This is a genomic window from Corticibacter populi (genome assembly GCF_004217315.1).
Taxonomy (GTDB): Bacteria; Pseudomonadota; Gammaproteobacteria; order Burkholderiales; family Burkholderiaceae_C; genus Lampropedia; species Lampropedia populi.
In genome coordinates this window covers 184,931-210,896 of sequence record NZ_SGWR01000003.1, presented here as the reverse complement: position 1 = coordinate 210,896, position 25,966 = coordinate 184,931, and the positions used below count along the sequence as shown (strand labels likewise).

The following is a 25,966-nucleotide window of genomic DNA, read 5'->3' as shown; positions in this document are numbered from 1 at the left end:
CTCATAAGACCATGTCTTTACCGGCACTTGACGCCGTCGCAACCAGTGCCACACGCTTTCGCGAAACCCATCCCCTACAATCGGTCCAGGGCACATGCCCTGATCACCCACCGCTGGAGGCCACGCTCCATGAGCACATCGACTTTGAAGAAATTCCAGATTGCCGCCGCCACTTCGCTGGCCCTGTTGGCCGGTGCGGCCATGGCTGAATCGATGAAAGGCCGCGTCGATGCCGTTGATGCCGGCGCCAAGGCGGTGGTGTTGGCGGGCATCACCTTCCAGACCGACCCCAACACCCGCTACGACGCAGGCTTGGGCAGCTTTGCCGACCTGCGGCAGGGCCAGAAAGTCCAGATCGAGTTCGTGCGCGAGAATGGCAAATACATCGTCAAGCTGATCCAGTTGCAGAACTGAGGCACCAGCCCTGCACAATCCTTCTTTTCAGACCGACCACCAAGACAAACGGCGCCCAAGGCGCCGTTTGTCTTTGGCAAAGCCAGCAGCCCAATACCAGGCGCCTCAGACGCGCTCGGCCACCCATGCCTGCACCGACTGCAAGGCTGTCGGCAGGGCCGTGGCATCGCTGCCGCCGGCCATGGCCATATCGGGCTTGCCGCCCCCCTTGCCGCCGACCTGGCTGGCCACGAAGTTGACCAGTTCGCCCGCCTTCACCTTCGCCGTCTGGTCCTTGGTCACACCGGCGGCCAGTTGCACCTTGTCGCCATCGACCGCGGCCAGCACGATGGCGGCGCTGCCGAGCTTGTCCTTGAGCTTGTCGAGCGTCTCGCGCAGCGTCTTCGCATCGGCACCATCGAGCTTGGCGGCCAGCACCTTGATGCTGCCGACCTGCACCGCTTGCGCGGCAAGGTCGTCGCTCTGGCTGGAGGCCAGCTTGCCCTTGAGCTGGGCGATTTCCTTCTCCAGGGCCCGCACGTGATCGAGCTGCTGCTCGAGCTTGCCCACCAATTCGTGCACCGGCGCCTTGAGCGCGCGTGCCGCCTGGCTGACGGTGGCTTCGAGCTGCTGCACATAGTCCAGCGCCTTCTGGCCGGTGATGGCCTCGACGCGGCGGATGCCCGCTGCCACGCCGCCTTCGGAGACCAGTTTGAAGAAGCCGATCTCGCCGGCCCGCCGCACGTGCGTGCCGCCACACAGCTCACGGCTGCTGCCAATATCGACCACGCGCACGGTCTCGCCGTACTTTTCCCCGAACAGCATCATCGCGCCGGTTTCCTTGGCGGCCTCGATGTCCATCACGCGAATCTGCGTAGGCGCATCGGTCACGATTTCGGCATTGACGAGTTGCTCGATGCGGCGGATCTCATCGTCCGTCACCGGCGCGTTCTGCACGAAGTCGAAACGGGTCTTCTCGTCATCAACCAGCGAGCCCTTCTGCTGCACGTGCTCGCCCAGCGTCTCGCGCAGCGCCTTGTGCATCAGATGGGTGACGCTGTGGTTGCGGGTGATGGCGGCACGCCGCTGAACATCCACATCGGCCTGCACGCTGTCGCCCACGCGCAGCACACCGGCCTGCAGCACGCCGTGCTGGCCGAACACATCAGCGCGGATCTTGTGCGTATCGAGCACCTCGAACAGCACGCCGCTGGCGCTGCTGATGCGCCCCTTGTCACCCACCTGGCCGCCGGACTCGGCGTAGAACGGCGTCACATCCAGCACCACCACACCGCCCTGGCCGGCGTGCAATGCCTCGACCGGCTCGCCATCGGCGTAGAGCGCCAGCACCCGCGCGGATTCCGAGGTACTCTCGTAACCGGTGAAGGTGGTGGATGGGCCGGTGTATTCCAGCGCGCGTTCCATCTTGAACTTGCCGGCCGCGCGGGCCTGCTCCTTCTGGCGGCTCATGGCGGCATCGAAACCGACCACATCGACGCGAATGCCGCGCTCGCGCGCCACGTCCTGCGTCAGGTCCAGCGGGAAGCCATAGGTGTCATGCAGCTTGAAGGCCACGTCGCCCGGCAGCTCCGTGCGGCCGGCGGCGATGGCTTCGTCCAGGATGTCCATGCCATGCGCGAGCGTCTCGAAGAAGCGCTCCTCCTCCTGGCGCAGCACCCTGGCGATGTGCGCCTCTTGCTCGCGCAGCTTCGGATAGGCCTCGCCCATCTGCGTCACCAGATCAGGCACCAGCTTGTAGAAGAATGGCGTCTTCTGGCCCAGCTTGTAGCCGTGGCGGATGGCGCGGCGGATGATGCGCCGCTGCACGTAACCCCGGCCCTCGTTGGACGGCAGCACACCATCGGCCACCAGGAAGGCGGTGGCGCGGATGTGGTCGGCAATCACCTTCAGCGACGGGTTCTCCAGGTCGCTGATGTGCGTTTCTCGCGCGGCGGCCCGGATGAGCGCGACAAACAGGTCGATCTCATAGTTGCTGTGCACGCCTTGCAGGATCGCGGCGAGCCGCTCCAGGCCCATGCCGGTATCGACGCAAGGCGCGGGCAAAGGCGTGACGCTGCCGTCCTCCTTCATGTCGAATTGCATGAACACGTGGTTCCAGATCTCGATGAAGCGATCGCCATCCTCGTCCGGGCTGCCCGGCGGGCCGCCGGGGATGTCGGCGCCGTGGTCGTAGAAAATTTCCGAGCACGGACCGCAGGGGCCGGTATCGGCCATCATCCAGAAGTTGTCGCTCTTGTATTTACCGCCCTTGTTGTCGCCGATGCGGATGACGCGCTCGGGTGGCAAGCCGATCACCTTGGTCCAGATGTCATAGGCCTCTTCGTCTTCGTGATAGACCGTCGCCAGCAGCTTATCGGGCGGGAGTTGGTAGACCTTGGTCAGCAGTTCCCAGCCCCATTGGATGGATTCCTTCTTGAAATAATCGCCGAAGGACCAGTTACCCAGCATTTCGAAGAAAGTATGGTGGCGCGCCGTGTAGCCCACGTTCTCCAGGTCGTTGTGCTTGCCGCCGGCACGCAGACACGCCTGCACCGAGGTGGCACGCTTGTATGGTCGCTTGTCGGTGCCGAGAAACACATCCTTGAACTGCACCATGCCCGAGTTGGTGAACATCAGCGTGGGGTCGTTGGCCGGCACCAGCGAACTCGACGGCACGATGGTGTGGCCGCGCTCGGCAAAAAAGTCCAGAAAGCTCTGGCGAATCTCGGCAACGGTAAAGCGAGGTGTGGTCATGTGAGGATTAAATGCTGATCGGCGCGACTGCGGATGCCCCCGGGCAGAACGCGCAACGTCGCCCGGGATGGCCTGACGATGGCCCAACAACGCATTATAGGTTTTTGCAACTGCCGGGGCCCATCGCCCCACCCGCCAGATGCCATGCAACGCATATAATGACGCCCGTCGCACATGCAAGGTGTGCACCGATGCGGGTGTAGTTCAATGGTAGGCTTCCTCCCCATTTGAAAAACTAAAAATTATAAAAAAAACTACACCAAAACCTACACAAGAAAAGCATTGATTGCAGCACCGACGGTGCTATAATATCTTCATGGGTAGCGGATGGTCCGCAGCCCGGCACCCCGAAAGGATGAACAATGGAAGCTAAGACCTTGGACACCATCAAAACAGAGGCTGAAATCGCTAAGCTGATGGCCGAGACTGTCAAGCTCAACGCAGAAGCCGCAAAAATGACCCGCGAGCGGGCTTGGTTCCCGGCCATCGCGATCGCAACGGCCGCAGGCGCCGCTCTCGCCATTCTCAAACTGCTCGCATAACAAAAGGCCCGAGAGGGCCTTTTGCACATCCAATGATCAGCTACACACCACCCACTGCTCACGACCTGCAAACCCTCAAAAACCAACTGGGCTATACAGGCGAGCAGATGGCCGAGCTGGTCAACGTAGCCGGTAGCCAGCAATGGCGTAAGTACACCGGCGGCGAGCAACCCCGATCTTTGAGCCTGCATCAACTGTTTTTCATGGCCGCACGCATGACGCTCAGCACCGAAGAACTGGAACGCGTGCGCGCCCAAATGCGCGCCCTCGGCGCCGAGGTAAGCGAGATAAAAAAACAGGAAAAAAAGGTTTGACGATAGCACCAACGGTGCTAAAATAACACACATGCAGTCGAGATTCCTCGACAGCCCGACCCGGCGGCTCCGGTCTCCTCATGAAGGATCACATCATGACTATCGAGTCCATCGATTTCGCGCAACTGAGCGTCGAGCAAATCAAGCACTTCATCGCCCAGGCCCAGCTGGCTCTGACGGATCGCAAAGACAACACAGCCCCCCGCCGAGTAGCCATTGCGTTTGACAGCTACAACGGCCGGCGCTACAGCCGCCCATGGATTGCACGCGTCACTGCCTGGCCTGTTGGCGGCAAACCAACACTTGACTGGGGCAACTACGTTGGCAGCGACAGCGGCGGCGAGGCCGAGGTCAACGCCAAACCCGGCGACATCATCCGGTGGGGCCAGAAAGACGGCCGGGGTAACGGCACACGGGCCTACTGGGGAGTTGTCGCCGAAGACGGCAGCGTCGATCGCGTGACCGAGGTGCAGGCCCGCAACGCCTTCTCGGCTTAATTCGCAGCGGATCAGCATGTCCATCATCCAACGACTGCGGGCCTGGATCAGGCCCAACGATCGAGCACAGCAGCGCTCGATCGAGGCACTGTCAACCCTCTATATGTCAAGTCTGGAGGGTGTCGGCCTGGCCAGCCGCACGCTGTACAACAAGCGCGCGGCGCAACAGCGCATCTGCGCCGCTTTTCAAGGCAGGCAGGTAGCAACTATCCGGCCATGGGAGGTGGCCAGGCTGATCAAATCGATTCATGACCAGGGCCTGGCCGTGACGTCTGGCAGCGTGCTGCATGAAATGCGTGCGATGCTCAACGTGGCTATGGTTGAGGGCTGGATTGATACCAACCCGGCCGCGCCCGTGAAAAAATTGCCCGCTCCTGTGCAGCGCACACGACTGACACTCGACGCGTTCTGGGCCATCCACGACTACGGACAGACGCACCTTCCGCCATGGTTTCCCGTCGCGCTGCGCCTGGCGCTGGTGACTGGGCAGCGCCGTGGCGATCTGGTGCTGATGTCGCTGGATCACATCCGCGACGGCCACCTGTTTATCGAGCAGCAGAAAACCGGCATGCGCATCGCGCTGCCATTGGATCTGCGGTTGGATGTTGCAGACCTCCGACTGGCCAACGTGATTGAGGACTGCCGCAGATACCTCCCAAACGATGCCAAATGGCTACTCAGGAGCGCGGCAAGACCAAAGCGACAGATAGCTGCCGCCACGATATCAAACAGATTTTGGACAGCGCGAAAGGCCGCCGCTCCACACACCGGCGAGGGCACACCACCCACGCTCCACGAAATCCGGTCGCTGGCGGCACGACTGTATCGCGCACAAGGAGTGGATACCCAAACACTATTGGGGCACGCCAAAGCGAGCATGACCGAGCTCTACGAAAACGATCGCGGCCTGGCCCGGCACAAGTGGAAGTACCTGCAGCTGCCAGAGTAAACTGCAGGGATGACTGATACCCCTCGAACGCAAACCGCCAAACGGCCCGCAGATGGCATGACTGTGATCAACGTCCGCGTGCCTGTGGATCTTAAAAACCGATGCGTCAAGCGCAGCCAGAGCGAGGGAATGAAATTGACGGATTGGATCACCCGCGAGCTGGAATCAGCACTATCGCGCAAAGAGCGCGTGGACTGAAAACTGGGGACGGGGGCACATCTCGGATCATTGCAGCGGCTGCCGGCAGTTGTCCAGCGCTGTCCGCAGCAGCAGCTCATAGCCCTCGCGGCGCTCGATCTCGGCGCCGGCGGCTTGCACGTACTGATCCACGTCGGCATCGGCCGGCAGGGCCTCGGTGGGCATCTGCGGCCGCTGGGGCACAGGCTCCTGACACTGCACAGGTACTGCGACGTTGACGCGCTGGATCTCGACCCGCGTCGGCGCGGTGCTGCAGCCCGCCAGCAGGGCGGCCAGGACGGCCGCTGTCATCGTTGCTCGCATCATTGCTCCCCTCCCCTCGCCCGGCCGGCGAGGATGTCTCGCACGCGGGCCTGCGCGCTCGCGCATACGTCGCCGGGCACTGCGGCGGGTGCGCTCAGGATCTGGTCGGCGCGGGCGTAGCGCTGCGATGCTGCCGCCTGGGCCTGTTTGCGGGCCTGCTCCAGTTGATCCTCCAGCGCGGCCGCGGCGGTGGCCATCTCATCGATGGACGCGCTGCACATGTCCACGGCCGCACGGGCCTGGGCAATGCCGGCCGAGGCCTCGGCCAGGTCGCGCCGCAGCTCCGCGAGCGTGTCGCGCTGGCCGAGGTACTGCCAGGCCTGCACGACATTGGCCAGCGCGCTGACGGCCAGCAGCACCAGGGCTGCGCGCATTGTGCTGATCGTCATACGCGCTGGATCCCCAGTTGAGCCCCGGCGCCGGTGATCGTGATCACGCGATTGACCGGTTTTGAGGGCACGCGGGTGCTGACGTGTACCCACGTTTTGCCGCCCACGCTCTCGTAGATGAGCTGACCGATACCCAGCACACTGACCTGCGGCGCAAGGCTTTTTGCTACGTCATACGGGCTGCCGTAGCCGGGCACCACGATGTCGGCCGCCTGGCCGCGGGCGTGGTCGCTCGATGTCACGCCGCCCACGGCGCGATTGACGGCCGGCGAGCGGTATCCGCTCGTCACAGTGACGGGATGGCCGCCCAGGTGGGTGCGCACGCGCTCCAGCAGTTCGGCGGTTTGCCGCAGCGCGTCCAGATCGGCAGCGCCCGGCGTGTTGTCGAGCCGCAGGCGCTCGGCGGTGCTGCTGCGCGTCAACTCACGCAGCGAGAAATGGGGTGTCAGTTGCATGTGATCCTCCTCGATCGGGGCGAAAAAATCCCGCCTGGGCGGGATGGATGGGCGGTAGATGCGGGCCGGACGTCAGCCGCAATCGCATGAGTCCGGCCGCGTCCAGCGCGGCAGATTGATCAGCAGGCTGCCCAGCACTGCGCTGGCCAGCAGCGTCTCGGCCAGGCCGGGCGAGGTGCCGAACAGCATGGGCTGCAGGCCACTGGCAAACGAGCCAGCCAACAGCAGCGTGTAGCGCGCCCTCGGGCGCCGGTAGACCTGGCAGGTGCGGCTGTTGAGCCGGCACAAACAGGCCCACCCAATGGCCGAGCAAATGGCCCAGTGCAGGACCGTCAGCGGTGCATACGTGTGCATCATGATTTGCTCCCACTGTCTGTGCGCCGCTCGAAGATGCGGCCGATGCGCGTGAGCAGCCAGCGGCCCACACGCGGCCAATCGTCGCCGATGCCGCCGATCAGCATGGCCACCGGGGCCAGCAGCCAGTTGCTCTGCAGGCCGGTGTAGTGCGAGAGGATCGCAGCCAGGCCCCAGGCGATCAGGATCGCGGTGCCGATCAGCCGGGCGAAATAGATCACCGCGCTGATCTTGGTGTCCGGATCGCGCCGCCCCAGCGCCCAGGCCGCGCCCAGCGTGCTGCCGAGGATGATGACCGCATACGGCCCGGCAAACTCGGCAGCGATCTGACCCAGCAGCGGGCTCAGCGCGTAGATTGCGACCGTGACGGGATCGAGGTGTTGCTGCATCACACAGCAAACCCAAATTGACCGGCATAGTTGCGCGCCCACACTGCAATTGCAGCTCGCTCATCATCCGTGATCACGCGATCGAGAACAGCGGCTGTGACAATATCCGCTGCGCCGCTGAACGTCGCTGCGTACACTGCCCCGATTCGCAGCAGACCAGCTCCCGTTACCGCGCGAGGGTTAGTATTTGTACTTCCATTTTGCAGGCCGGCTGTCATCGCATACAACCACGTCGGGCCGCCACTCGCCGGCGCGGTCATCACGTACAAGCCCATCGCGCTGACATCCGTAACCACACTCGCTGTTGTACTGCCAGCCGGGCTCCTGTCGGCATTAGCAGTCATGGCAGAGCCGGAACTCGATGTATACATCGTTGCACCGATGGATCCCGGTGCGTAATTGCCGATGAATGTCGCCTCGGCTCCAGTTGATTCCGTTGGTCGACGGCCGACAACGATGTACGTCAGGGCTGCCGTTTCGGCGATCTGCGTCTGCAAATAATTGCCCGCGTCAAACCTGCAAAACCCCTCATGCTCAGCAGGCGCTCCGATGATTTCCGCATCCCCGAGCCCGGCGAAATTTCGACGCGCAATCGAGAGACCGTCTCCGCACAAAAACAGCCCACGCAGGCCGTCGCTGACGGGGAAATTAAACCCCTCGATTGGCATGTAGCCGCTGCCCGGCAGAACGGCATCGCCGTGATTGAAAACATTGACTTGCATTGTTAAGCTCCCGCTTTGAAAAATTGATCGTTGAGGGTTTTGCAGACGATGGCAGCCCCCGGCTCGTTGACGTGCAGGTTGTCGCGCCACAGACCAAGGGCATTGCCAGCAGTCCAGCTCGGCCACATGTCGTACAAATCCAAAAACTCGGTGCTCTTGTCGCGGGCGACTTGGTATGCCGCATCGCGGTATGCGGACAGCGGATGGACGGCGACACCGTTTGTGTCCATCGGCGCACAAAGGATGATCCCAATGTCCGGAGATGCTGCGCGGTACGCATCGATCAACGCAGCCAGCGCCTCCGCATAGACCTCGGGGGTCGAACTCGATGCGCGGTAATCGTTGGTGCCGAGGAACACGACCAGCGCGTCCAGATCGAGCAGCGCTGCGGGTTGCTCAATGTACTGAGCAAACCCCAGCAGGTTGGGACCACGCAGGCCACCGTTGCCCATGCGATGCACCTCGACGCCACTGGCCTCCGCCCGCGTCACGTTAAAACCCACAATGGAAACGACACCGGAATTAGATGCCGTGTTGATGTTGATCGTGTGCGCAACATCGGCCAGGCCGGATATATCAACGTGCCCGAAACTGCCGTCATCAGTGCATACGACATCGACCCATGCACCGCCGTCAACGCGATAGCTGAAAGTGCCACCGAAATTGAAATACATGATCTGGACATCGGTTGCACGGCAATTAGTGATATTAATCGTCGCTGTCGTGTCAGCTGTGTAACGACAGTGCCCGTCCTGAGCCGCTCCATACGGGAAATTAGTCGTCGTGCTCCCATCGACAAGCGTCCAGCCTGCCGACCAGCTCACCACAGAATCGGCAATCGAATTACCCGCATTGACGTTGAGAAATCCGTCACCGGCGATACCGTAGACCTCGCCCAATAGCATGCGCATGGCTCCAGGGATGTGATATAGCTCAGTCCATGAGTCTCCAGTAAAACCGACCCGGAGCCTCGTCGATGGCACACCAGCGCGCAGCAGACCCTGCTTTGCGCGCAACCGCCAGAGCGAGCGGCCATCGCTGGCGATGGGTATGACGGTTGGCTCAGGCTGCGGCAACTGCGCGGCGATTTGAGCGACGAGACCGGCAGAGACGCCCGAGAAATTAACGCCACCCGGCTCCAGCCACGCCCACACATCACGCCCGAATCGGCCCAGCGGCACCATCGCTGGCGAGACATCCAAGCGTCCAGCGACATCCTGCACTGCGATGCGGCGCAACGCAGGTGCCATACCGCGCGCCGCGAGATCCCCATTCTCGAACCAGACTGGCACCTGGCGACCGACATGCCCGAACGGAAAAAATTCGACCTTTGATTGGACCTTTGTTGCGATCCCAGCGAGCTGCGATGCCGTGGCCGGCTGCAGATCCGACCAGACCCAGGCCCCGCCCTGCTCGTTGTAATACCCCATATCCGACCCCGCAATGAGCACCGCCCACTGCTCGGCCTCGGGCGCCACAGCATCCATTTCTTCTCGCGTGTAAAACACCCGCGCACTGGCAGCAGCCTGCAGCGTCAGCAGCCCATCATTAACGGCCTGCTGCAGCTGCGCGATCAGCTTATTGACGGCCTCGACGGTCGCCTGGTTCGTGATGTCGGTCATGCTGCGGCCCTCCGTGCAACGATCCGGGCGAGCTCAACCTGGGTCTGGAGCAGTGGGAAAAATGTCGTGTTGTCCATATGTGTGCACGCATAAAAAAACCGCCCGGAGGCGGTTGGTTGAAGAAGTGGCAGGGCGTCAGGCGACGGCCGTGCCTGTGATCTGGCTGATCCATTCGGCACCATCGCTGATGCACAGCGCCGGGCCGGCCGCGCTGTTGATGACTAGGATGGCTTTGTGCTCCGGCTCGATGGCATCGGGCAGCTCGGCCAGCTCGTACTCCGGCAGGCCAACCACGCCCGAAAAAACAGGGTTGTGCGCATCGGCCTTGCCGACGATGGCCTCGTTGATGGCCTGCTCCACGTCACCGCTGCCGGCATAAGCACCCTGGGTGACCTCGACCACCTCCGCGAGCCATTGACCAGACTGCTGGCCGGTGTTGGCCTGCCAATCGACCTGCACGATGTAGAGTCCGCGCGGCAGGCCGGTGATGGTCTGCCCCGTGCCACTGCCCGCAGCGGGCACAGCGCTGATCCAGGTGTCACTATCGGTGGTCCGGATCTGGATCAACAACTGGCCACCATCTGTGACTCGCACGTCAGGCGAGGGATCGACCTGGATCCGAATCTGCCCGGCCGCAGGGCTGGTCAGCACCAGGCCGCTGGGAGGCGTGACGCGGTAGGTCACATCGGATGGCACACCGGGATTGGGCTGCACTACGTTGCTCACGCTGGCATAGTCGCTGGGGCGGCCCTCGCGCAGCACCAGCTTGACCTGCTGCTTGACCGGATCAAACGTGCGCCGCGAGACGCGGAATGTGCTGCCATCGAGCCCCAGCAACCTGTTGTTGACCACAACCCAGTTGCCCGCCTGGGCGCGCAGGCATGCAGCCGTGCCCGTCCACTCAAGGGTGCGCGCGCGGCTTTGCTCCAGCGAGATTGCGGCCAGCGTGCGGGCACGCCAGCCGGAATCGGTGAACGGCAGGTTGAGCGTGCCCCAGACCTCACCGCCATCATCCTCGACGTACTGATCAACCTGGTGCGGCTCAAAGTCGACGGCCTGGTTGTACTGAGCCGGGTCGATGTACTGACCCTTGACACCGTTCCACGCATCCGCACGGCTGGGCGCCGGCACCATAGCGATGCTGCCGGCGGCAAGGTCATCATCGAGCACGAGGACCGGCGATCCGAACACGCCCGCCTCGACACGCCACACGCCGCCCGGCACGGCAAACCCGGCCATCGAGCCGCACAAGTCCTCCAGCACGTTATCCGGATCCTCCGTGCTGTCCCACGAGCCATTGCAGGTGTAGCGCGGCACGGCAACGGACGTGCCGTCGATCTCGACTGTGATCAGCTCATCGCTCGCATTGGCGGCCGCAATCACGCCCTCGACCTGCTCGGGCAGCACGCCTTTGCCGTATTCCGCGGCACGCAAAAAGTCGTAGACGCACAGGGCCGAGTTGTCCGACCAGCCGACAGTGCCAGACCGCGGATCCAACACCTTTTTGCCCCGTAGCCGCGCGGTGAATTGTGGCAGGCCGGACTGCAGCTCGGTGTTGTTGAGATCAAGGGTAAAGATGGAGCCGCACAGCCCATCCAACCGATCGGATGCGCTCCAGGCGCCGCTGAGGCCCGCCGTGTCGGCAATGAGCTGGGCATCGGCCTGCTGGCCGGCCGCACCCAGGAAGTGCCGCACGCGCACTTGCGAGGAGACGAGGCCATGGCTGTAGTTGACCCACGCCGTTTTGCCGGCCCAGCGCGCCACCTCGACAGGATCCGTGATGGTGATCAGGCCATCGGCATACGTGTATGCCGCAGCCGGCAGCAGAATCGTGGTCTCCCCCTCTCCGGCGCCCTCGCTACGCGAGACCGCCTTGATCGACGTAGCCTCGGCCGTCACCAAGATCGTGCCGGTAGGCGACACCACGCGGCTCGTGCTGCGGTTGACCGTCTCACGCTGGACCCACTTATCTGCCTGGGCGTAGCCGTTGGCATCGAGCTGCAGCGACTCGCCGGCCAGCAGCACGTCCTCGATCGCATCGCACTCGTGGCCAGCCCAGATGATCACAACGTCTTTGTACTGGTCGCGGTCGCCGCGCGTGAAAAGCGCCACGACAGCACCACCCACGGTGGCGCGGCCATAGATGTGCCGCACCGCCGGAGCAGCCTCGGCCACGGTGACGTTGCGATCGGTCAGACTCGCGTTGTAAGCATCGCGCAACCGGCGCGCCTCGCGCTTGGCTTTTTGCCGCTGATGCGCGGCATAGCCAAGCAAAAGAGCCCCTTTAACCAGCGCCCCATAGGTAATACCCGCAAAAGCGACTGTACCCAGCGCAGCCGCAGCGCTGGTCCAAGCCGCCGCCACGGCCGCCACGGCCGGCGCGGCCGCGGCCGAGGTGCACACACCGGCCAGCGCCAGGGCTGCGCACAGCCGCCGCATCTTGACTCTCACACCCGCCATGCCACCACCCCATGATCCAATCCAAAAAACAGCAGCCCACCCTCGGACGGCGCCGCCAGGGCCGGACCAGTGCAGACCGCCAGCGCATCGGCGCCGTCTCGACGGTGCAGCACCAGGTCGCCGCGCTGCGCAAAGAGCGGCGGCACCTCGGGCCAACCCATTGCGGCCGCATGCGCCTGCACGGCCGCCTGCAGGCCACCCTGGCGGGCCAGGGCACGAATGGCCGTTGATTCGTCATGCCACTGCCCGCGCCACGCGCCGGCAGGGTCGCCGCCGTGCAGGGCGGCAACACAATCAGCGGCAAACAGCACGCAGTCGTTATCGCCCCAGGAAAAGGGCACTGGCAAGCGCTGGGCAATCAACCCTGCCAGCCGCAGCTCCCAATCGGGCAGACGCGCCGGCATCGCGCTCAACGCTGCTGGAATCGTCGTGTCAGCCATGTTTGTGGCCCTCCTGCAATTTCGGCCAAGCGAGCCAGGCCCGTATCGCCTGGGTGTTTGCGGACGTGCTGCTGGGCCGTCAGACGCTGGCTCATCGCGTTGCGGCTGTCCTTTCCCGGCTGCTCACAGCGCATGCTCAGGGAGCCCTGGTCATCGGCGCCGTTGCCGGTGTTGACCTGCAACTGGTCCATCACAGCCACATGCAACAGTTGCGGCTCGTCCACGACGCGCAGCGCGTCATCCATCACGACGAGGTAAAGCCGCATCAGCCGGCCACGGTAGGTTTTCTCGGAGCCGCGCAGCAGTTCCAGCATGTCCGGATCCGGGATGGCCAGGCCGATGTCCATGGCCGGGTATTCCAGCGCCTCGGCCTCCTGCACGGTCGAAATGCTGATCACCTTTGGCGGCACCGCTACCCAGTCCTGCCCGCCGATGCGCAGATCATGGCCCCAGCTCGTGTAGCGCTGGATGCCGTCAGCAAAATGCAGCTCACACAGCACGGCAGCGCCATAGACGGGCTGCCGCAACTGGTTTTGCTGCGCGGTTGTCAGCGTCATTGCAGCTCCTCGATAAAGGTCAACGTCTGGCCCTTGACCAGCATCTTTTCCTGCCGCATGCGTGGCCCTGCCTGCAGCCGGAACAGCCCCGTGACGCCCCGCACGGTGATGGCCGTGCCATCGGCCGGGCTACGCCGAATGGGCGGCTCAATCCACAGCTCGGCGCGGCCATCGGCATCGGGCGTCACGTCATCGAGGAGTTGGTGCATGCCGTCGCCGTAGGCAACCCAGTGGCCAGCGCGCAGCGGTGTACCGGCAGGCCAGCCGCGCGTAGCCAGCACGTCGCCGCTCTGGTCCGCGCCATCAACCACCGGCGTGAGGTCGCCCCATGCAGCTGCGTCCTCGGTCTCGACATACGCCGGCGGCAGGTCGCCCAGCGCCAGGCCCAACAGCGGCCTCCGCATGCGCGCCTGCACCGTGCCTGCCGCCGGCAACAGTGCATACACCTGCACCAGGGCCGGCGCGACCGCCGTGGGCTGGAGCTTGAGCCAGCAGCGCCACCGCCCGGCCTGCTGCACACTGCCGCTGGCCAGCACCGCGCCGTATTGGCTGACCACGGCGCCGGTGGCTGCGTCAAACACCACACCCAGGCCATCGGCCAGCGGCCCGCTGCCCAAGGCCAGCGCAACATGGGCCGAGGCGGCCGCCTCCAGCTCCACCGCGAGCACGTAGACCAGACCGGGGCGCAGTGGCTCGGCCGTCTGCATGTACCAGTTGCTGGCATAGTCGGCCGTCAGCTCGTCGACGCTGATCTGCACCGGCGCAGGCCCCACCCGGCCCCAGCTCAGCCACCGGCCGGACCAGGGCAGCAGGTTGAGCAGGTTGCGCCCGCCCAGGGTGGGCAGCAAGGTGCCCCGGCCCATGCGCCGCAGGTCGCCAATGCGCAGCAGGTTGAGGCCGTTGCGCAGCTTTCGCAGTGTGGATTCGATGTGCGGCAGCCGGTGCGCCGGCGCATCGGCCAGATCCATCGAAAATGCCCACCGAGGCGGGCCGATCAGCGCTTGCACCGTGGCACCGGAAAACTGGCTGGTGGATGCCACCGAGGGCTGCTCCAACCACCACTCCTGCGCGCTGGGCCGCAGGTGCAGGTCGGCAGGCCAGTCGATCGTTTTTTGCGTCATGCCATCCCTCGGCTCATCTTGTACTGCATCTGCGCCTGGGCCTCCTCGACGGCCAGTGTCATGCCGCGATAGATGCTCTGCTCCACGTCGGCGCGGTCGGTGCGCGAGTCGATGTGATTGCGCGCATTGACCACGAGCGTCATACCCCCCGCCGATGCCAGGCCACGCCCCGCGCGGCCGTCCAGTGGCGTCACATGGCCACCGGTTTGCCCCATCATCAGATACTGCTTGCCGCCATAGGTCAGCAGCTCGGGGGTGCCTCGCTCGTTGACGGGCCGCATGTCACCGGCGGCGACTGGCCCACCGTTGGCGCGGCCGAGCTTGAGCCCCAGCCCGCTGCTGCCACTGGCCAAGCTGTAGGTGCCACCACCGGCGGCCTGGCTGACCTGCCCGGATCCAGACGTCCCAAGCATCCCAAGGATGCTGCCAAACAATCCAGAGAGCGCCGCACGGGCCTGGATGCGCACCAGGTCGGCAATGACACTCTCGGCAAACGAGCGAAAATCCAGCTTGCCCGTGGTCACAAAGCTGACCAGCGCATCCTCCATGCCGCTGGCCGCGTTGGCAAACGCATCCTCCATCTGCCCGGCGACATTGGCCGCCTGGTCGACATAATCCTGCAAACCCTTTTTGGCTCCCAGCATCCATTGCGACTGCAGATGGTCCAGCTCGCGGTAGGTCTGCTGGTACAGCTCGATCTCGCGCTGCTGCTCGATGCGCAGTTGCTCCAGCCGCAGGTCAAACTGCTGCTGATCTTCCGGCGTCCAGGCGCTGCCCTTGGTCAGCCGCTGATCCTGCAGGCTGCGCTCCTGCTGCAGATAGCGGTCCTCAATAGCCCACTGGCCCTCCAGACGCGCCCGATCGCGGCTGCCCATCCAGGCCGTGCTCACGGTGCGGCCGGCCGTGCGCTCCAGCTGCTCGATGTAGCGCTCATGCGTGTTCGTCAGGCTGCGCAGGGCCGCCTCGCGCCGGGCGGCAGCGGCAGCGGCCTCCTGGTCGGCTGCGGCCAGCTTGTTCTCGGCGTCAAGCTGTTTGAGGGCCAGCGAGGCTCGCAGCTCGCCCAGTTGCTTTTGCACCTGGATGGCTTCCTTGCCCTTGGCCTTCTCGGACTCCAGCCGGGTGATCTGCTGCTGCAGCGCGCCCTGCTCGATCCCGGTGGCCTGCTCGATCATTGCGCGCTTTTGTGCGTAGTAGTCGGCCTCCTCGATCAGCCCTGCTCGCCGGCGCAGTTCCAGCGCCTGCTGGTGCTGCGCGAGCATGGCCAGCTCCTCGCGCATGGCGTTCTGGATGCCAGAGAGATCGAGCCCGCGCGCCGCGCCTGCCGTGCCACCGCCGCTCTTTTCTTTCTCTTTGTAGCGATCGCGGATGGCTTTTTCCGCAGCGTCGATCTTCTTCGGGTCCAGCAACGCGCTGGCCGGGTCGGCGGCGCGCAGTTTCTCGATGTTGTCTCGATACTCCTTGATCGCCTTATTCATCTGCTCATGTTTGCTCAGGGCACTGTCGTTGGCCTTCTGCAGCGCCTGGGCCGCAGCAAGGCCTGCGTCCTGCGTCGCCCGGTGATCGGCCTCGGCCTTTGCCACAGCAGCATCCACCGACGAGATGGTTTGCGCAAACGCCTTGGCGGTGGCCAATTGCTGCTCCAGCTCCTGCGTGGCCTTGCCATCGCGGATGCCGATTGACGCATTGCGCGCGCGGCGCTCATCCAGCGCCTGCTGGGCACGATCGACCGCCTCTTGCGCGTTTTCCAGCGGCGTGCGCTGGCGCCCCACGTCCAGCATGGCATCCCAGGCCTCCTTGGCCAGAGATGTGATGCTGCGCCAACCGCGCTGGATGATGCCCAGATGCTGATCAAGCTGCTCGGTACGCCCCTGCATGGCATCGGCATACGTGCGCTGCGCCAGGGCGGCAGCCTCATCCTCGCGGCCCTGGTCCTGCAGGGCCTTGATCTGCTGGTAGACCTCGGCCGTCAGGTAGCGGTATTGCTCGGTCAGCTTGAGCGACGCCTCCACAGGTGACTTGCCCAGCTCGTCAAACTGCCTGACGGTCTGCTCGACCGGGGTGCCGGCGTCGCGCTCCAGCCGCAGCGCCACCTCGGCCACTTGCTGGATGCTGTCGCGCGCGATGTTGCCGCTGGCCGCAACCTTGGCAAGCGCCGCCGCGGCAGCACCTTGCGTAAAGCCACGTGCATCGAGCGCGCGCGCCATCTCGCCGAGCTGGCCGGCCGACACGCCGGCAGCATTGCCGCTCATCACGATGGCCTCGTTATACCGGTCGGCCTCCTGCGAGCCTTGGTAATAAGCCAAGCCCAACACGCCAGCGGCCGCAGCCGCAAGCGTGAATGGGTTGACCAAGCCCATGACGTAGCCGCCCAGCGCCCGCGCGGCCTGGCCCACGCCGCCAAACATGTCCTTGAGCTGGCCACCCTGCTGCAGCAGCACTGTCATGGGGTTCTGGCCGCCGGCCAGGCTCACGGCAATGTCGGTAAACTGCGCCGGCACGCCGCGCATGGCGGCCGTCAGCTGTTTGTCAGTGAGGCCGCCGCTGGTGCGTTGGACTGCATCTGTGCCTGCCGTGGTCTGCTGCAGGCGCTTCTGGGCAATCTCGGCCTGCCGCAGCTGCTCGATGTAGGGCTTGAGGATGTCGCCGCTGATGCCACGCTGACGCGCCAACATCTCGTAGTAGTCGGCCCCGGCCTTGCCACCGGACTGCAGCGCCGCAGTGGCCCGCTGGATGGAGTTGACCATGGCGCGCTCGGCGCGGCTCATGTCCTTAGCCGTCTGGTCCGAGGACTTGCGGATCGGGTCAAGCCCAGCCCCGCCGCGCTTGCCCGCATCCACTACATCATCGGCTGCCGTGCGGGCGCCCTTGCCCACGGCGCCCAGGCCCTCGGCGGCACGGCGGCCGGACTGGGCCACATCATCGGCCATCTCACGGCCAGCCTGCTTGACCTCGCCAAAGCCTTCGCGCGCACCGCGCGCGTCAACCTCAGCCTCGATCTGTACCTTGCGGCGGTCTTCGGTGGCCATGCTGGTCTGCCTCAATCAATCATTGTCGTCATACAGGGAGTCGAGTGCGGCGGCCTCCATCACGCGGATGTCGGACCGCAACTGGGCATGCTGATCAGCCGGGATCTCGCGCAGCCGCAGCTCCTCGGCCAGCACCCCGTAATCGAGGCCAATAACGCCGCCAGGGCCTGCCCGCCATTGCGTTGACAGCGCATCAAACAAGCACCATGCATCCCAGTTTTCGGGCCACACCTCGGCACGGCACATGTCGGCATAAGCATCCGCCGGCATGCCCCATTCGCGCAGATAGGCGGTATCAGGCAGGCGGACATAGCGCGCCTGGGCCGCCGCAATCAGTTTCCCAGTCGGCCCTCGGTGATGAGCTGCCGGTAACGGTCCATCAGCGCCTGGGCAGCGGCCGGCAGCTCATCGGCGAGCTGGATGCACGCCGCTATCGTCAGCGGCACATCCAGCCCCCAGTCCGCCAGGATGGCAAACAGGTATTGCCCGTTGAGCTGCACGCGCTGCCGCTGCTGGATCTTGCTGGACATGCGGCCCTGCTCATCGACAGGGGTCTCCAGCACCGCCCCGAATACCTCATCGAGCAGGCCGCCGAACTCGGTCAGCGTGCGATAGCGAAACGTGGCAGGCAGCAGTAGCTCGGCCCCATCGACGTCGACGAACCTGACGACATCATTGATATTGGCCGGGCGCTGACCCAGGCGGACGGTGCGGGCGATCTGCTTGCCGTCGCTCATGGCAGTGCCCTGCCGATGAAGCTCGGCGCATGCCGCAGCAACACGGTGGAGGTTGTGACCATCTCCTCGTCGCGGGTGGTGCTGGGCGCATCGTCATAGGCCAAGTGGCCCACGTAATAAGTGGCCGTGCCATCCTTGTAGACCAGTCGGTGCACCGCCACATCATCGCCATTGGCGTCGATCAGCGCCTGACGGCCGGCGCTACCCTCTTTCCAGCTCACCGTGTATTCGAGTCGGCGGGCACTGCGGCCGTTGGCATACTCAACAGCATCATCCAGGTCGAGATAGCTGCTGGAGCCGGTCTGCAGCTCGCCGCCGCTGGTGGCAAAACTGGGGATGTAGGGCAGGCGCTGCCAGCTCGGGTCGGCCAGCAGCGGAATCAGGCTGATCTGGCCGCCGGCCGGGAACTTGTCCAGGTTGCTGGTATTGACGCCGGCGAGCGTGATGCTGTTCTCGGCAGCGGTCTTGACACGGGCCACGCGGCCGGTCAGCTCGGGCCAGTAATCGTCACTGTCGATGATGACGAGATCATTGGCCTGCAGGGCGCTGGCGATGGTGATGACCACCTCGGCTGCATTGGATGCCGGACCATAGGCCAGGGCCTCGCCCAGCGCGGTGGCCAGGTACAGCTTGGCGCCATTGGGCAGGGGGACTTTGCGCATGGGATTTTCCTCGGTTGCAAAAACAAAAAGCCGCCAGGGTTGCCCATGGCGGCGTGCGGATATGCCCTAGCGGGCGTTGATCACCACCGGACGTTGTAATCCTGGGCGGCGGAAAAAAGCTCCATGTCGGAGTCGTAGTCATCGCGGAACCCACCATCGGGGCTCACGATCAGGTAGTCATGCTCGCGCAGAGCGGCCGTCAGCTGATGCACCAACAGTTTGATGCTGGCCGTGTCGAGCCCGAACACCGTCACCTGCACCAGGGCATGCTCGACCTGGGGCGGCTCGTTGTCCAGGTACTCGCCGGGATCGCCGCCAATGCGCTGCCAGATGGCATATGGCAGCGGCGAGTTGGGCGGCGCCACGGTGGCAAAGGTCGCCGGAATTACCGCAGCAATCGCGTCATGCAGTATCTGGTCCATCACGTAACCTCCGCAATCCGCTGCAGCAGCACCGCAGCGGCCGCCTGGCGCGCTTTCTCGGCCTCCTGCAGGGCACCACGCGCAAAGGCCTTGCCGGGCACGTAGACGGGGCCGCCTGGGCGTGGCATGTAGTAGGCATCCTTTTCTGCCTGAGATGCACGGCGCTTGGGCTTGGGCTTGCCGCGCATCTCGGGGCGCACCAGCGTCCTCCAGCCCTTCTCGGTCTGCACAACCTGATAGCGTTGCCAGTGGCCATACTCAACAAGTCCTGCATGAGGTGCTTTCTGAGCCCTCCAGCTGATGTGATAAACCGCGAGTCCATCTTCACTATTGCTCTCGGAATAAGCCTGATAGATGGCCTTTGCCAACTTACCTTTCACATGTCCAAGGCGTCCCACATTAGATTTCATCCGGTCATAAAAGACCTGGGCAGCGGCCTGCGCGGCAGGTCTAGCGGCAGATTCAGCTTCTTCGGCTAGATCATCCAACAGGCTATCCAAGCCTGACATATCCACCGATAGATCGACCGAACTAGCCCCTGTCAATGTTTTCGGGTCACTCCAACGCCTACGCCTTGCCATCGCCCATCACCTCACAAACCAGATCAACATGCCGGCGGCGCTCCATGTCAGGCAACACGACCAGAATCTTGTAGGCCACGCCTTGATGCGTCACACGCATGGCCGCCGTGATACCGGTGCGCCACCGCACGCGGATGCTGGCCTTGGCCTGGCTGACCACCTGGCCGGCCCGGATCGCCTCGCTGCCGGTGCCATAGCGGATGTTGGCGTAGATGGGCAGACCCACATCCTCCCAGGTGGTGGACGGGTGCCCCATCGAGCCACCGGGCGGACGACGCTGCAACTGCACGCGATGCGGAAATTGCTGCGAGTGCATACGTCTAGATTCCCATGTAGCGCAGGGGTTTGAGCATGGCGTAGGCGGCGGTGCGCTTGGATTCCTGCGCCTGGATGTCATTGGAGCCGACCAGCACATCCACAAACAGCAATTGCGCAGCAATCACGTCCGGCGTGCAAAGAGTGGCATTGCGGCTACCGGCGGCAATCGCCGCAGCCACTGCCTCGGCGTCCGCACACAACGGCCCTTTGAGATAACTCTCCACCTGGGCACGGGCCTGCGGAATGGCATTGGCGACATCGTCGACAAGATCCGCATCCAGCCGCAGGCGCAACAACGCCTCCTCCACGGTCGGCTGCGTCGGATTACTCATTGCAGGGGAGTCTCCGGAGCGCCGCCAGCAGCGGGATCAGTAGCACCGGTGGCGGCAGGATCGCCATCCACGCCCAGCAAAGGTTGAGCGCCGGGTTGCTGCCTGGCCTTGGTCTTGACCGCGCCGGTATCAATGGCAGCAGTCTCCAGTTCGGCAGGGCAATCCTCGCCGGCCTTGTACCACTTCGGATAGATCTCGCCCTTGGGCACGCCGCGAAAAGGCTTAATGAATTTCATATTGGATCCTCTCGACCAGAAACATGGCTGATGATGCCTGCCGCTCTGCCAGCCCTTGCGGGCGCATCGGTCTGCCGCTCAAAGCGAACAGGGCAGGAACTCCGTCAGGCTCTCGCCTTCACCATCAAAACAAGATCACGGCGCCACAGCCACCTGCAGGGCAAGCATGGCCTCGGGGTTCTGCACACCGCCGCCCACGCGCTTGGTGGTGTAGAACAGCACATTGGGCTTGGCCGTGTACGGATCGCGCAGCACACGCACACCCATGCGGTCGATGATCAGGTAGGTGCGGCGGAAATCGCCGAACAGCACCGGGATGGCATTGGGCGCCACGTCGGGCATGTTTTCGTCCTCGCTGATGCCATAGCCGTGGAAGGTGGCGGGCTGCCCGGCCTGCGCACTGGGCTGCCAGAGGTAGTTGCCCTGGCCGTCCTTGAGCTTGCGCAACAGCGCAATGGTCAGGTTGTTGGTCAGGAACCGGGCGCTCTGGCGGTACTTCTTCTTGAGGCGGTAGATCAGGTCCAGCATCGAGTCAGACGAGATGGTTGCCGCCGCACCGCTGGGAATCGCCGGGATGGCGCCAAACGGATGCTTGGCCGCATTCGCGCCACCGGTGACGTAAGTCAGGATGCCGAACGGCTTGTTGGTGCCATTGCCGGAGATGAATGCTGCGGATTCCTGCTCGGCAAATTCGGCTTGCACCTCATCGGCCAGCCACGCCTCGATGTCGATCTCGGCATCATCGAGGATCTGCTGCGATGCGCCGGGGTTGGCATAGATCTCGCCATGCCCAAAGGACAGAGACGCCAGTGTCGGCGTGCCAGTCTGCGGACGCGCTTCCGTCTCGCCCACCCAGCCGCTGCCGGTGCCGCCGAGGTTGAACAGCTTGGTGAAACCGGCCTTGCTGACGGTGATCACTTGGGCCAGCTCGCGCATGGGCGATTCGTCGCGCAGGCGGTCGGTGATGGTACGGTCCCACTCCACAGGAGTGAGATAGCCGCCATTTTCGTCCGAGCCCTTGTTGAGAGCTGCCTGCACGTCGCCCTTGCGCATGTGCGCGCCGAATGCGGCGGTGTATTCCTTGTCGCGCAGGCCGGCGCCGGGCTGGCCGTGCTGGCTGGCCGCGAGCTTGGTGTGTGCGTCCTCGACCTCCTTCTGCAGGCGGTCGATGTCCTTGTTCGCGGCCTCGATCTTGGCATTCAGATCGGTGGTGCTGCCGCCCTTTTCGATTGCGGCGAGGCGCTGTTCATTGGCGGTCTTGAAGGCCTCGAATGCGCGGTTGAGTTCCGCGATGGTTTCATTGATTCCGGGCATGGTCAAACTTTCATGGCTTGGATGAGGGACTGCAGTGCGGACACCGCTTCGGTTTGCGCAGCCGAATCGCTCAGGCCGCCCAGGTTGCCGGCCGAATCACTCAGGCCGGACTTGAAATCAGACAAAAGGCGCTGGGCCTCGCTGCGCGGCATGCCGCTGGCACGCAAGGCGGCCTCGATGCGCCGGATGGCAGCAGCCTTGGCACCGTCACCATCGCTGGCAATGGCGTCATCGCCCAGCAGCGCATCGGCCCAGCCATCGGCCACCGCGGCCGAGCCGCCGATCCAGCTCTCTTTGTCCATCAAGGTCTGGATGCGCTGGAGGTCGATGGAGGTGCGGGCCTGGTACACGTCGGCCATCGCGGCGTCGAACGGCTCCATCTGCTCGCTCAGCTCGGCAAAATCGTGGCGATTGCCGGCCGCCAGGCACCAGCAGTTATGGATCATCAGGAACGAGGGCCGGCCGATGCGGATCTCGTCGCCCGCCATGGCGATGATGGATGCCGCGCTTGCAGCAAGCCCAAGGATGTTGACGGTAACGCGCCCGGCATGCTCGCGCAGCATGTTGTAGATGGCCACGCCCTCGAACATATCGCCGCCTGGGCTGTTGATGTTGACGATCACATCGCGCTCGCCAATGGCCCGTAGCGCACCGGCAATCCGCTTGGATGTGACGCCCTCGCCCGTCCACCAGTCCTCGCCGATCACGTCGAGGATGCTGATGGTGTTGTCGGCCGAATCGCCGGCAGCGGCATGGATGCCGGGCGCCCACCGGGCCAGCGCACTCGGCGAGACGAACGACTGGATCTGGCCGCGCGTGGCAGCCTGCAGCTCAGGTAGTTTTTTCAGACTCATTGCTTGCTTTCTTTCCGGTGGGTTCGCCCAAGGTGTCGAACTTGGCATTCGGGTCGGCCGGGTAGTCGGCCAGGTCGCGCACCTCGTTGGCCGTGTGCCATGGCTGATGGCCACCAGCACCCAAGGCCTTGGCGAAATAGTCGGCCTGGTCCTTGAGCGTGCCGCGCATCAGCGCCCGCTCGTTGAACTTGTAGTAGTAGTGCCCCAGCTCCCGATCGGTCAACAGCGACCGCGCGGCCGCCTGCTCCCAAGCCACGAAGCGCGGCGCCAGGGTGTACTGCACGAAGAAGATGGCCAGCTGCTCGATGCCGCTGCCCCAGCTCGTGTCATCCATCATCAGCAGCGGCCGGGGCACGCCGTAGAGCCGGGCCACCTCCTCGATCTGATGGTTGCGGGTCTCAACCTGCTGCGCCTCAGCAGGCGTCGAGGTGAATTTATTGGCCTTGGCCCCTTCCTCGGCGATCATCCATTTGTTGGCGTTATCAGCGCCGCTGTATTCGTAGGCCAACGACTCCTTCAGGCGGGAATATGCCTGGTCCGAAAGGGCCTGCGGGACTTCCAACGCACCGCCGGCCATCACGCCCGTGCGGAACACGTTTCGGGCCGCGCGGCCGGCCTGGTCTGCCAGCTCGAACACTTCTTTCGAGAGGCGCCGGCGCGAGATGCCCTCCACTCCATCGAGAGACATATCACGGACGTGGAACATATCCTCCTGATCCAACGTCAACTGGCCGCCGTGCTCAGTGGTGCATTGGTACTGCATGCGCCAGTTGCTGCCGAGCTTGGCCTGCACGCGGCCACGCTCGAACGGGATCAAATGGATCGGCCGGCCAGCCGCGCGAATGATGCGGGCATAGGCATTGCCCTCGCTCTCCAGAAGCAGTTGCATCTGGCTTTTGAACTCCATCGGTGTCTGCCATGGGTTCGGCTTGAGCCGCAGCAGCCTGTGGGCCGGATGATCCGTGGCCACCCGTTTTTCCTCGCCCGCGTGATACAGGTTGGTGGGCAGCATGCCCAGACCATTGCTGATCAGCGACAGGCACCGCAGAGCCGCCATGTTGCGCAGCATTCGAATGGAGCTGCTGCTGGATTGGCCGCGCCGGATGAACTCCAACAGCTCCGGGTCGTCCAGGCCATTGAAGACCTGCCCGGTCGAACCTGGACCGGTTGCCGCCTGCGGGCGCGCCAGGGCCTCCGGGGCATCACGGCCTCGGAACAGTTTGTCGAAGAATCCCATTTCTTGCCCTACAGGAAGCGCATGCCGCGTGTTTCGTAGACTGATTCGGTTTTGGCCTGCGGCGACAATGCGCGCCCCAGGGCCATGAACATGGCGAGGACTCCATCGATCTTGTTCTCCTCGCGCTCTTTCGTCGGGTGCCGCAGCTCATTGAATTTGCTGACCTTGACGACGGTGTTGCTGACCATCCAGGCCATGGCCGGGTTGGCGTCGTGCCGGAGCTTCTTTTCCAGGACCAGGTTCTCGACCTGCAGCACAGGTTGCGTGAAGAACATGGCGCGCTGCTGGATCTCGACCAACGGCAAACCTTCCTCCACGAGCTTGCCCGCGAAGTAGGCCGACAGCGCCGGGTCATAGGCGATCTCTTGCACGTCGTGTTGGCGGCACAGCGTGCGCATATCCGCTGCAATCACATCGAAGTCGGTGACGTTGCCATCCGTGACGGTGACGTGGCCCTCTCGCGCCCAACCGCTCAGATAGGCATTCGGACTTTCCTTGACCGCAAATTCGTTGAGGTACAGACGTATGCACACATGCCACATGCCAGCGCGCTGCCAGACAATGGCGAGCGCTGCAAAATCCTTCTTTTGCGCGAGGTCCAAGCCCATCCACACGGGCGTTCCTGCCGGAATCTGATCGGTCGTCAGGCCAGGCTGGGCAACACCATCCCAGGACCGCATATCAAGCCAGGCGCTCTCGCCGTTGACCCACACGTTGAGGCGCTTGGTCAGAAAGTTGTTGAGCGCGCTGGGCATGGTCGCCGCCTTGCGCGCTGCGGCAATCATGTCGTCCTCCAACACCGACTTGCCATAGTTCGGATTGGCCTTGGCCCAACAAGTCGGGTCCTGCGGGTCATCCCCGGAATCGATGGTGTAGACGACGCCGAACGTGGCCGGGTCAAGCACCACGCCCTGCAGCACCTTGGTGACGTGCGTGCGCCGCTCATAGCAGATCCCGCTGATGTCTGTCCCCGCCGTGGTGATGTTCCACAACAGGGCCTGCTCACGGGCGCCACGGGCTGTGTCGATCACGTCGTACACGGCCCGCGTCTTGTGCGCGTGCAGCTCATCGATCACCGCAAAATGCACGTTCAGGCCGTCCAGCGTCGAGCCCTCGGCAGCCAGCGGGCGGTAGCTGCTGGCCGTGTGCGCCACGGTGATGCTGTGCTGCATCACGGCCACGCCCAAATGATCGCGCAGACCCGGCAGACGCAACGCCATCGCCTTGCTGTCATCAAACACAATGCGCGCCTGGTCGCGCGTGGTAGCCGCGCTGTAGACCTCGGCGCCATGCTCGCCATCGGCAGACAGCATGTAGAGCGCCAGGCCGCTCGACAGCGTGGATTTCGCGTTCTTGCGAGGCACCTCCACGTAGCCTTCGCGAAACCGGCGCAGCCGCGTTTCGGCGTGCACCCACCCGAATACGGTGGTGACAATCCAGCACTGCCAGTCTTCCAGCTCGATCAGACGGCCCTCGCGCGCCCACTTGCCCTTGATGTGTGGCAACAGCTCCAGGAACTCACAGGGGCGAGCAGCACGCTCATGGTCAAACACATACGGCCAATCAGGACCGCACTCGCGCAGCAGATCTGCCTGTTGCCGCTCGACCGCCAGTCGCGTCCACTTGCACGCGGGCACAGCTGCGCTCAGCACGTCGCGCGCATAGCGCTCGGCGGCGTCGATGTAGCGGTTTGTCATGAGGGGGAGGCGGTCAGGGCCGCACTGGATTTTGCATAGCAGCCGCACAGCCCTATCGGGCACGGCCTAGTACCTTCCGGCGCCGGTTCAG

Annotated in this window: 31 protein-coding genes; 6 read left to right on the top strand and 25 right to left on the bottom strand. The window is 64.1% G+C overall.

The window, feature by feature from the left end; genetic code table 11:
• Positions 1-129 precede the first annotated feature (129 nt).
• A complete protein-coding gene (locus tag EV687_RS11880) occupies positions 130-414 on the top strand; it encodes a DUF5666 domain-containing protein (RefSeq protein WP_130466504.1) in 285 nt (94 codons plus the stop codon).
• A 105-nt stretch (positions 415-519) separates the two neighbouring features.
• Here EV687_RS11880 and alaS read toward each other — a convergent pair whose 3' ends face one another.
• Positions 520-3,147 (bottom strand): alanine--tRNA ligase, encoded by a 2,628-nt coding sequence (gene alaS / locus EV687_RS11875; protein ID WP_122228468.1) that lies wholly within the window; start codon positions 3,145-3,147, stop codon positions 520-522.
• 362 nt (positions 3,148-3,509) lie between these two features.
• Between alaS and EV687_RS11870 the strand changes: the two genes are divergently transcribed.
• From EV687_RS11870 to EV687_RS18960, 5 genes are all read left to right on the top strand, one after another.
• Positions 3,510-3,689, top strand: coding sequence for a hypothetical protein (locus tag EV687_RS11870; protein WP_122228471.1), 180 nt, complete (start codon positions 3,510-3,512; stop codon positions 3,687-3,689).
• A 32-nt stretch (positions 3,690-3,721) separates the two neighbouring features.
• Entirely contained in the window at positions 3,722-4,003 is a 282-nt protein-coding gene (locus tag EV687_RS11865; RefSeq protein WP_122228474.1) for an XRE family transcriptional regulator, read from the top strand.
• Between the two features lie 95 nt (positions 4,004-4,098).
• A complete protein-coding gene (locus EV687_RS11860; protein WP_130466503.1) occupies positions 4,099-4,500 on the top strand; it encodes a hypothetical protein in 402 nt (133 codons plus the stop codon).
• Between the two features lie 16 nt (positions 4,501-4,516).
• The gene (locus EV687_RS11855; protein ID WP_122228479.1) at positions 4,517-5,449 is read left to right on the top strand and encodes a tyrosine-type recombinase/integrase; all 933 of its coding nucleotides are present in this window, start codon (positions 4,517-4,519) and stop codon (positions 5,447-5,449) included.
• Positions 5,450-5,506: 57 nt separating this feature from the next.
• Entirely contained in the window at positions 5,507-5,647 is a 141-nt protein-coding gene (locus tag EV687_RS18960) for a hypothetical protein (RefSeq protein WP_162846584.1), read from the top strand.
• Positions 5,648-5,674: 27 nt separating this feature from the next.
• Here EV687_RS18960 and EV687_RS11850 read toward each other — a convergent pair whose 3' ends face one another.
• From EV687_RS11850 to EV687_RS11735, 24 genes are all read right to left on the bottom strand, one after another.
• Positions 5,675-5,938: a hypothetical protein gene (locus tag EV687_RS11850; protein ID WP_242612607.1), complete on the bottom strand. Its 264-nt coding sequence runs from the start codon at positions 5,936-5,938 to the stop codon at positions 5,675-5,677.
• Positions 5,939-5,949: 11 nt separating this feature from the next.
• Positions 5,950-6,339: a hypothetical protein gene (locus EV687_RS11845; RefSeq protein WP_122228485.1), complete on the bottom strand. Its 390-nt coding sequence runs from the start codon at positions 6,337-6,339 to the stop codon at positions 5,950-5,952.
• Positions 6,336-6,794: a D-Ala-D-Ala carboxypeptidase family metallohydrolase gene (locus tag EV687_RS11840; RefSeq protein ID WP_122228488.1), complete on the bottom strand. Its 459-nt coding sequence runs from the start codon at positions 6,792-6,794 to the stop codon at positions 6,336-6,338. The genes EV687_RS11845 and EV687_RS11840 overlap by 4 nt, the downstream gene beginning before the upstream one ends.
• Before the next feature lie 72 nt (positions 6,795-6,866).
• Entirely contained in the window at positions 6,867-7,151 is a 285-nt protein-coding gene (locus EV687_RS11835) for a hypothetical protein (protein ID WP_122228491.1), read from the bottom strand.
• Positions 7,148-7,537 carry a hypothetical protein gene (locus EV687_RS11830; RefSeq protein ID WP_122228494.1) on the bottom strand — a complete coding sequence of 130 codons (390 nt, stop codon included), beginning with the start codon at positions 7,535-7,537 and terminating at the stop codon, positions 7,148-7,150. The genes EV687_RS11835 and EV687_RS11830 overlap by 4 nt, the downstream gene beginning before the upstream one ends.
• Positions 7,537-8,259: a hypothetical protein gene (locus tag EV687_RS11825; protein ID WP_122228497.1), complete on the bottom strand. Its 723-nt coding sequence runs from the start codon at positions 8,257-8,259 to the stop codon at positions 7,537-7,539. The genes EV687_RS11830 and EV687_RS11825 overlap by 1 nt, the downstream gene beginning before the upstream one ends.
• A 2-nt stretch (positions 8,260-8,261) precedes the next feature.
• Positions 8,262-9,881, bottom strand: a complete 1,620-nt coding sequence (locus EV687_RS11820; protein ID WP_122228500.1) for an SGNH/GDSL hydrolase family protein — start codon at positions 9,879-9,881, stop codon at positions 8,262-8,264.
• Between the two features lie 135 nt (positions 9,882-10,016).
• Positions 10,017-12,332 carry a fibronectin type III domain-containing protein gene (locus tag EV687_RS11815; RefSeq protein ID WP_130466502.1) on the bottom strand — a complete coding sequence of 772 codons (2,316 nt, stop codon included), beginning with the start codon at positions 12,330-12,332 and terminating at the stop codon, positions 10,017-10,019.
• On the bottom strand, positions 12,329-12,781 hold the full coding sequence (locus EV687_RS11810; RefSeq protein WP_130466501.1) for a DUF6950 family protein: 453 nt from the start codon (positions 12,779-12,781) through the stop codon (positions 12,329-12,331). Before EV687_RS11810 ends, EV687_RS11815 begins: the two co-directional genes overlap by 4 nt.
• Positions 12,751-13,338, bottom strand: a complete 588-nt coding sequence (locus tag EV687_RS11805; protein WP_122228509.1) for a hypothetical protein — start codon at positions 13,336-13,338, stop codon at positions 12,751-12,753. The genes EV687_RS11810 and EV687_RS11805 overlap by 31 nt, the downstream gene beginning before the upstream one ends.
• The gene (locus tag EV687_RS11800) at positions 13,335-14,459 is read right to left on the bottom strand and encodes a hypothetical protein (protein ID WP_122228512.1); all 1,125 of its coding nucleotides are present in this window, start codon (positions 14,457-14,459) and stop codon (positions 13,335-13,337) included. Before EV687_RS11800 ends, EV687_RS11805 begins: the two co-directional genes overlap by 4 nt.
• Positions 14,456-17,485 (bottom strand): phage tail tape measure protein, encoded by a 3,030-nt coding sequence (locus tag EV687_RS11795; protein ID WP_122228515.1) that lies wholly within the window; start codon positions 17,483-17,485, stop codon positions 14,456-14,458. Before EV687_RS11795 ends, EV687_RS11800 begins: the two co-directional genes overlap by 4 nt.
• Positions 17,486-17,500: 15 nt before the next feature.
• Complete coding sequence (locus EV687_RS11790) at positions 17,501-17,755, bottom strand: DUF1799 domain-containing protein (RefSeq protein WP_122228518.1); 255 nt, start codon at positions 17,753-17,755, stop codon at positions 17,501-17,503.
• Positions 17,756-17,817: 62 nt separating this feature from the next.
• Complete coding sequence (locus tag EV687_RS11785) at positions 17,818-18,222, bottom strand: phage tail assembly chaperone (RefSeq protein WP_122228521.1); 405 nt, start codon at positions 18,220-18,222, stop codon at positions 17,818-17,820.
• Positions 18,219-18,884 carry a phage tail tube protein gene (locus EV687_RS11780; RefSeq protein WP_122228524.1) on the bottom strand — a complete coding sequence of 222 codons (666 nt, stop codon included), beginning with the start codon at positions 18,882-18,884 and terminating at the stop codon, positions 18,219-18,221. The genes EV687_RS11785 and EV687_RS11780 overlap by 4 nt, the downstream gene beginning before the upstream one ends.
• Before the next feature lie 80 nt (positions 18,885-18,964).
• Positions 18,965-19,306 (bottom strand): tail completion protein gp17, encoded by a 342-nt coding sequence (gene gp17, locus EV687_RS11775; RefSeq protein ID WP_122228527.1) that lies wholly within the window; start codon positions 19,304-19,306, stop codon positions 18,965-18,967.
• On the bottom strand, positions 19,306-19,815 hold the full coding sequence (locus EV687_RS11770; RefSeq protein WP_242612606.1) for an HK97 gp10 family phage protein: 510 nt from the start codon (positions 19,813-19,815) through the stop codon (positions 19,306-19,308). Before EV687_RS11770 ends, gp17 begins: the two co-directional genes overlap by 1 nt.
• A 58-nt stretch (positions 19,816-19,873) precedes the next feature.
• On the bottom strand, positions 19,874-20,203 hold the full coding sequence (locus EV687_RS11765) for a phage head closure protein (protein ID WP_122228533.1): 330 nt from the start codon (positions 20,201-20,203) through the stop codon (positions 19,874-19,876).
• Between the two features lie 4 nt (positions 20,204-20,207).
• Positions 20,208-20,537 carry a hypothetical protein gene (locus EV687_RS11760; protein WP_122228536.1) on the bottom strand — a complete coding sequence of 110 codons (330 nt, stop codon included), beginning with the start codon at positions 20,535-20,537 and terminating at the stop codon, positions 20,208-20,210.
• Positions 20,534-20,773 carry a hypothetical protein gene (locus tag EV687_RS11755; RefSeq protein ID WP_122228539.1) on the bottom strand — a complete coding sequence of 80 codons (240 nt, stop codon included), beginning with the start codon at positions 20,771-20,773 and terminating at the stop codon, positions 20,534-20,536. The genes EV687_RS11760 and EV687_RS11755 overlap by 4 nt, the downstream gene beginning before the upstream one ends.
• A 135-nt stretch (positions 20,774-20,908) precedes the next feature.
• Positions 20,909-22,087, bottom strand: a complete 1,179-nt coding sequence (locus tag EV687_RS11750; protein ID WP_122228542.1) for a phage major capsid protein — start codon at positions 22,085-22,087, stop codon at positions 20,909-20,911.
• A 2-nt stretch (positions 22,088-22,089) separates the two neighbouring features.
• The gene (locus EV687_RS11745; RefSeq protein WP_122228544.1) at positions 22,090-22,941 is read right to left on the bottom strand and encodes a head maturation protease, ClpP-related; all 852 of its coding nucleotides are present in this window, start codon (positions 22,939-22,941) and stop codon (positions 22,090-22,092) included.
• Positions 22,919-24,178, bottom strand: coding sequence for a phage portal protein (locus tag EV687_RS11740; protein WP_122228546.1), 1,260 nt, complete (start codon positions 24,176-24,178; stop codon positions 22,919-22,921). Before EV687_RS11740 ends, EV687_RS11745 begins: the two co-directional genes overlap by 23 nt.
• Positions 24,179-24,186: 8 nt before the next feature.
• The gene (locus EV687_RS11735) at positions 24,187-25,875 is read right to left on the bottom strand and encodes a terminase large subunit (RefSeq protein ID WP_122228549.1); all 1,689 of its coding nucleotides are present in this window, start codon (positions 25,873-25,875) and stop codon (positions 24,187-24,189) included.
• Positions 25,876-25,966: the final 91 nt, after the last annotated feature.

Bases quoted from the DNA above. Each gene is read 5' to 3' on its own strand.
- gp17 (WP_122228527.1), bottom strand. From the start codon at position 19,306: ATGGACCAGATACTGCATGACGCGATTGCTGCGGTAATTCCGGCGACC.
- EV687_RS11880 (WP_130466504.1), top strand. From the start codon at position 130: ATGAGCACATCGACTTTGAAGAAATTCCAGATTGCCGCCGCCACTTCG.
- EV687_RS11795 (WP_122228515.1), bottom strand. From the start codon at position 17,485: ATGGCCACCGAAGACCGCCGCAAGGTACAGATCGAGGCTGAGGTTGAC.
- EV687_RS11765 (WP_122228533.1), bottom strand. From the start codon at position 20,203: ATGCACTCGCAGCAATTTCCGCATCGCGTGCAGTTGCAGCGTCGTCCG.
- EV687_RS11845 (WP_122228485.1), bottom strand. From the start codon at position 6,339: ATGACGATCAGCACAATGCGCGCAGCCCTGGTGCTGCTGGCCGTCAGC.
- EV687_RS11780 (WP_122228524.1), bottom strand. From the start codon at position 18,884: ATGCGCAAAGTCCCCCTGCCCAATGGCGCCAAGCTGTACCTGGCCACC.
- EV687_RS11750 (WP_122228542.1), bottom strand. From the start codon at position 22,087: ATGCCCGGAATCAATGAAACCATCGCGGAACTCAACCGCGCATTCGAG.
- EV687_RS11825 (WP_122228497.1), bottom strand. From the start codon at position 8,259: ATGCAAGTCAATGTTTTCAATCACGGCGATGCCGTTCTGCCGGGCAGC.
- EV687_RS11855 (WP_122228479.1), top strand. From the start codon at position 4,517: ATGTCCATCATCCAACGACTGCGGGCCTGGATCAGGCCCAACGATCGA.
- EV687_RS11870 (WP_122228471.1), top strand. From the start codon at position 3,510: ATGGAAGCTAAGACCTTGGACACCATCAAAACAGAGGCTGAAATCGCT.
- EV687_RS11805 (WP_122228509.1), bottom strand. From the start codon at position 13,338: ATGACGCTGACAACCGCGCAGCAAAACCAGTTGCGGCAGCCCGTCTAT.
- EV687_RS11860 (WP_130466503.1), top strand. From the start codon at position 4,099: ATGACTATCGAGTCCATCGATTTCGCGCAACTGAGCGTCGAGCAAATC.
- EV687_RS18960 (WP_162846584.1), top strand. From the start codon at position 5,507: ATGACTGTGATCAACGTCCGCGTGCCTGTGGATCTTAAAAACCGATGC.
- EV687_RS11770 (WP_242612606.1), bottom strand. From the start codon at position 19,815: ATGTCAGGCTTGGATAGCCTGTTGGATGATCTAGCCGAAGAAGCTGAA.
- EV687_RS11735 (WP_122228549.1), bottom strand. From the start codon at position 25,875: ATGACAAACCGCTACATCGACGCCGCCGAGCGCTATGCGCGCGACGTG.
- EV687_RS11785 (WP_122228521.1), bottom strand. From the start codon at position 18,222: ATGAGCGACGGCAAGCAGATCGCCCGCACCGTCCGCCTGGGTCAGCGC.
- EV687_RS11830 (WP_122228494.1), bottom strand. From the start codon at position 7,537: ATGCAGCAACACCTCGATCCCGTCACGGTCGCAATCTACGCGCTGAGC.
- EV687_RS11865 (WP_122228474.1), top strand. From the start codon at position 3,722: ATGATCAGCTACACACCACCCACTGCTCACGACCTGCAAACCCTCAAA.
- EV687_RS11820 (WP_122228500.1), bottom strand. From the start codon at position 9,881: ATGACCGACATCACGAACCAGGCGACCGTCGAGGCCGTCAATAAGCTG.
- EV687_RS11740 (WP_122228546.1), bottom strand. From the start codon at position 24,178: ATGGGATTCTTCGACAAACTGTTCCGAGGCCGTGATGCCCCGGAGGCC.
- EV687_RS11790 (WP_122228518.1), bottom strand. From the start codon at position 17,755: ATGCCGGCGGATGCTTATGCCGACATGTGCCGTGCCGAGGTGTGGCCC.
- EV687_RS11835 (WP_122228491.1), bottom strand. From the start codon at position 7,151: ATGATGCACACGTATGCACCGCTGACGGTCCTGCACTGGGCCATTTGC.
- EV687_RS11810 (WP_130466501.1), bottom strand. From the start codon at position 12,781: ATGGCTGACACGACGATTCCAGCAGCGTTGAGCGCGATGCCGGCGCGT.
- EV687_RS11850 (WP_242612607.1), bottom strand. From the start codon at position 5,938: ATGACAGCGGCCGTCCTGGCCGCCCTGCTGGCGGGCTGCAGCACCGCG.
- alaS (WP_122228468.1), bottom strand. From the start codon at position 3,147: ATGACCACACCTCGCTTTACCGTTGCCGAGATTCGCCAGAGCTTTCTG.
- EV687_RS11755 (WP_122228539.1), bottom strand. From the start codon at position 20,773: ATGAAATTCATTAAGCCTTTTCGCGGCGTGCCCAAGGGCGAGATCTAT.
- EV687_RS11800 (WP_122228512.1), bottom strand. From the start codon at position 14,459: ATGACGCAAAAAACGATCGACTGGCCTGCCGACCTGCACCTGCGGCCC.
- EV687_RS11760 (WP_122228536.1), bottom strand. From the start codon at position 20,537: ATGAGTAATCCGACGCAGCCGACCGTGGAGGAGGCGTTGTTGCGCCTG.
- EV687_RS11745 (WP_122228544.1), bottom strand. From the start codon at position 22,941: ATGAGTCTGAAAAAACTACCTGAGCTGCAGGCTGCCACGCGCGGCCAG.
- EV687_RS11840 (WP_122228488.1), bottom strand. From the start codon at position 6,794: ATGCAACTGACACCCCATTTCTCGCTGCGTGAGTTGACGCGCAGCAGC.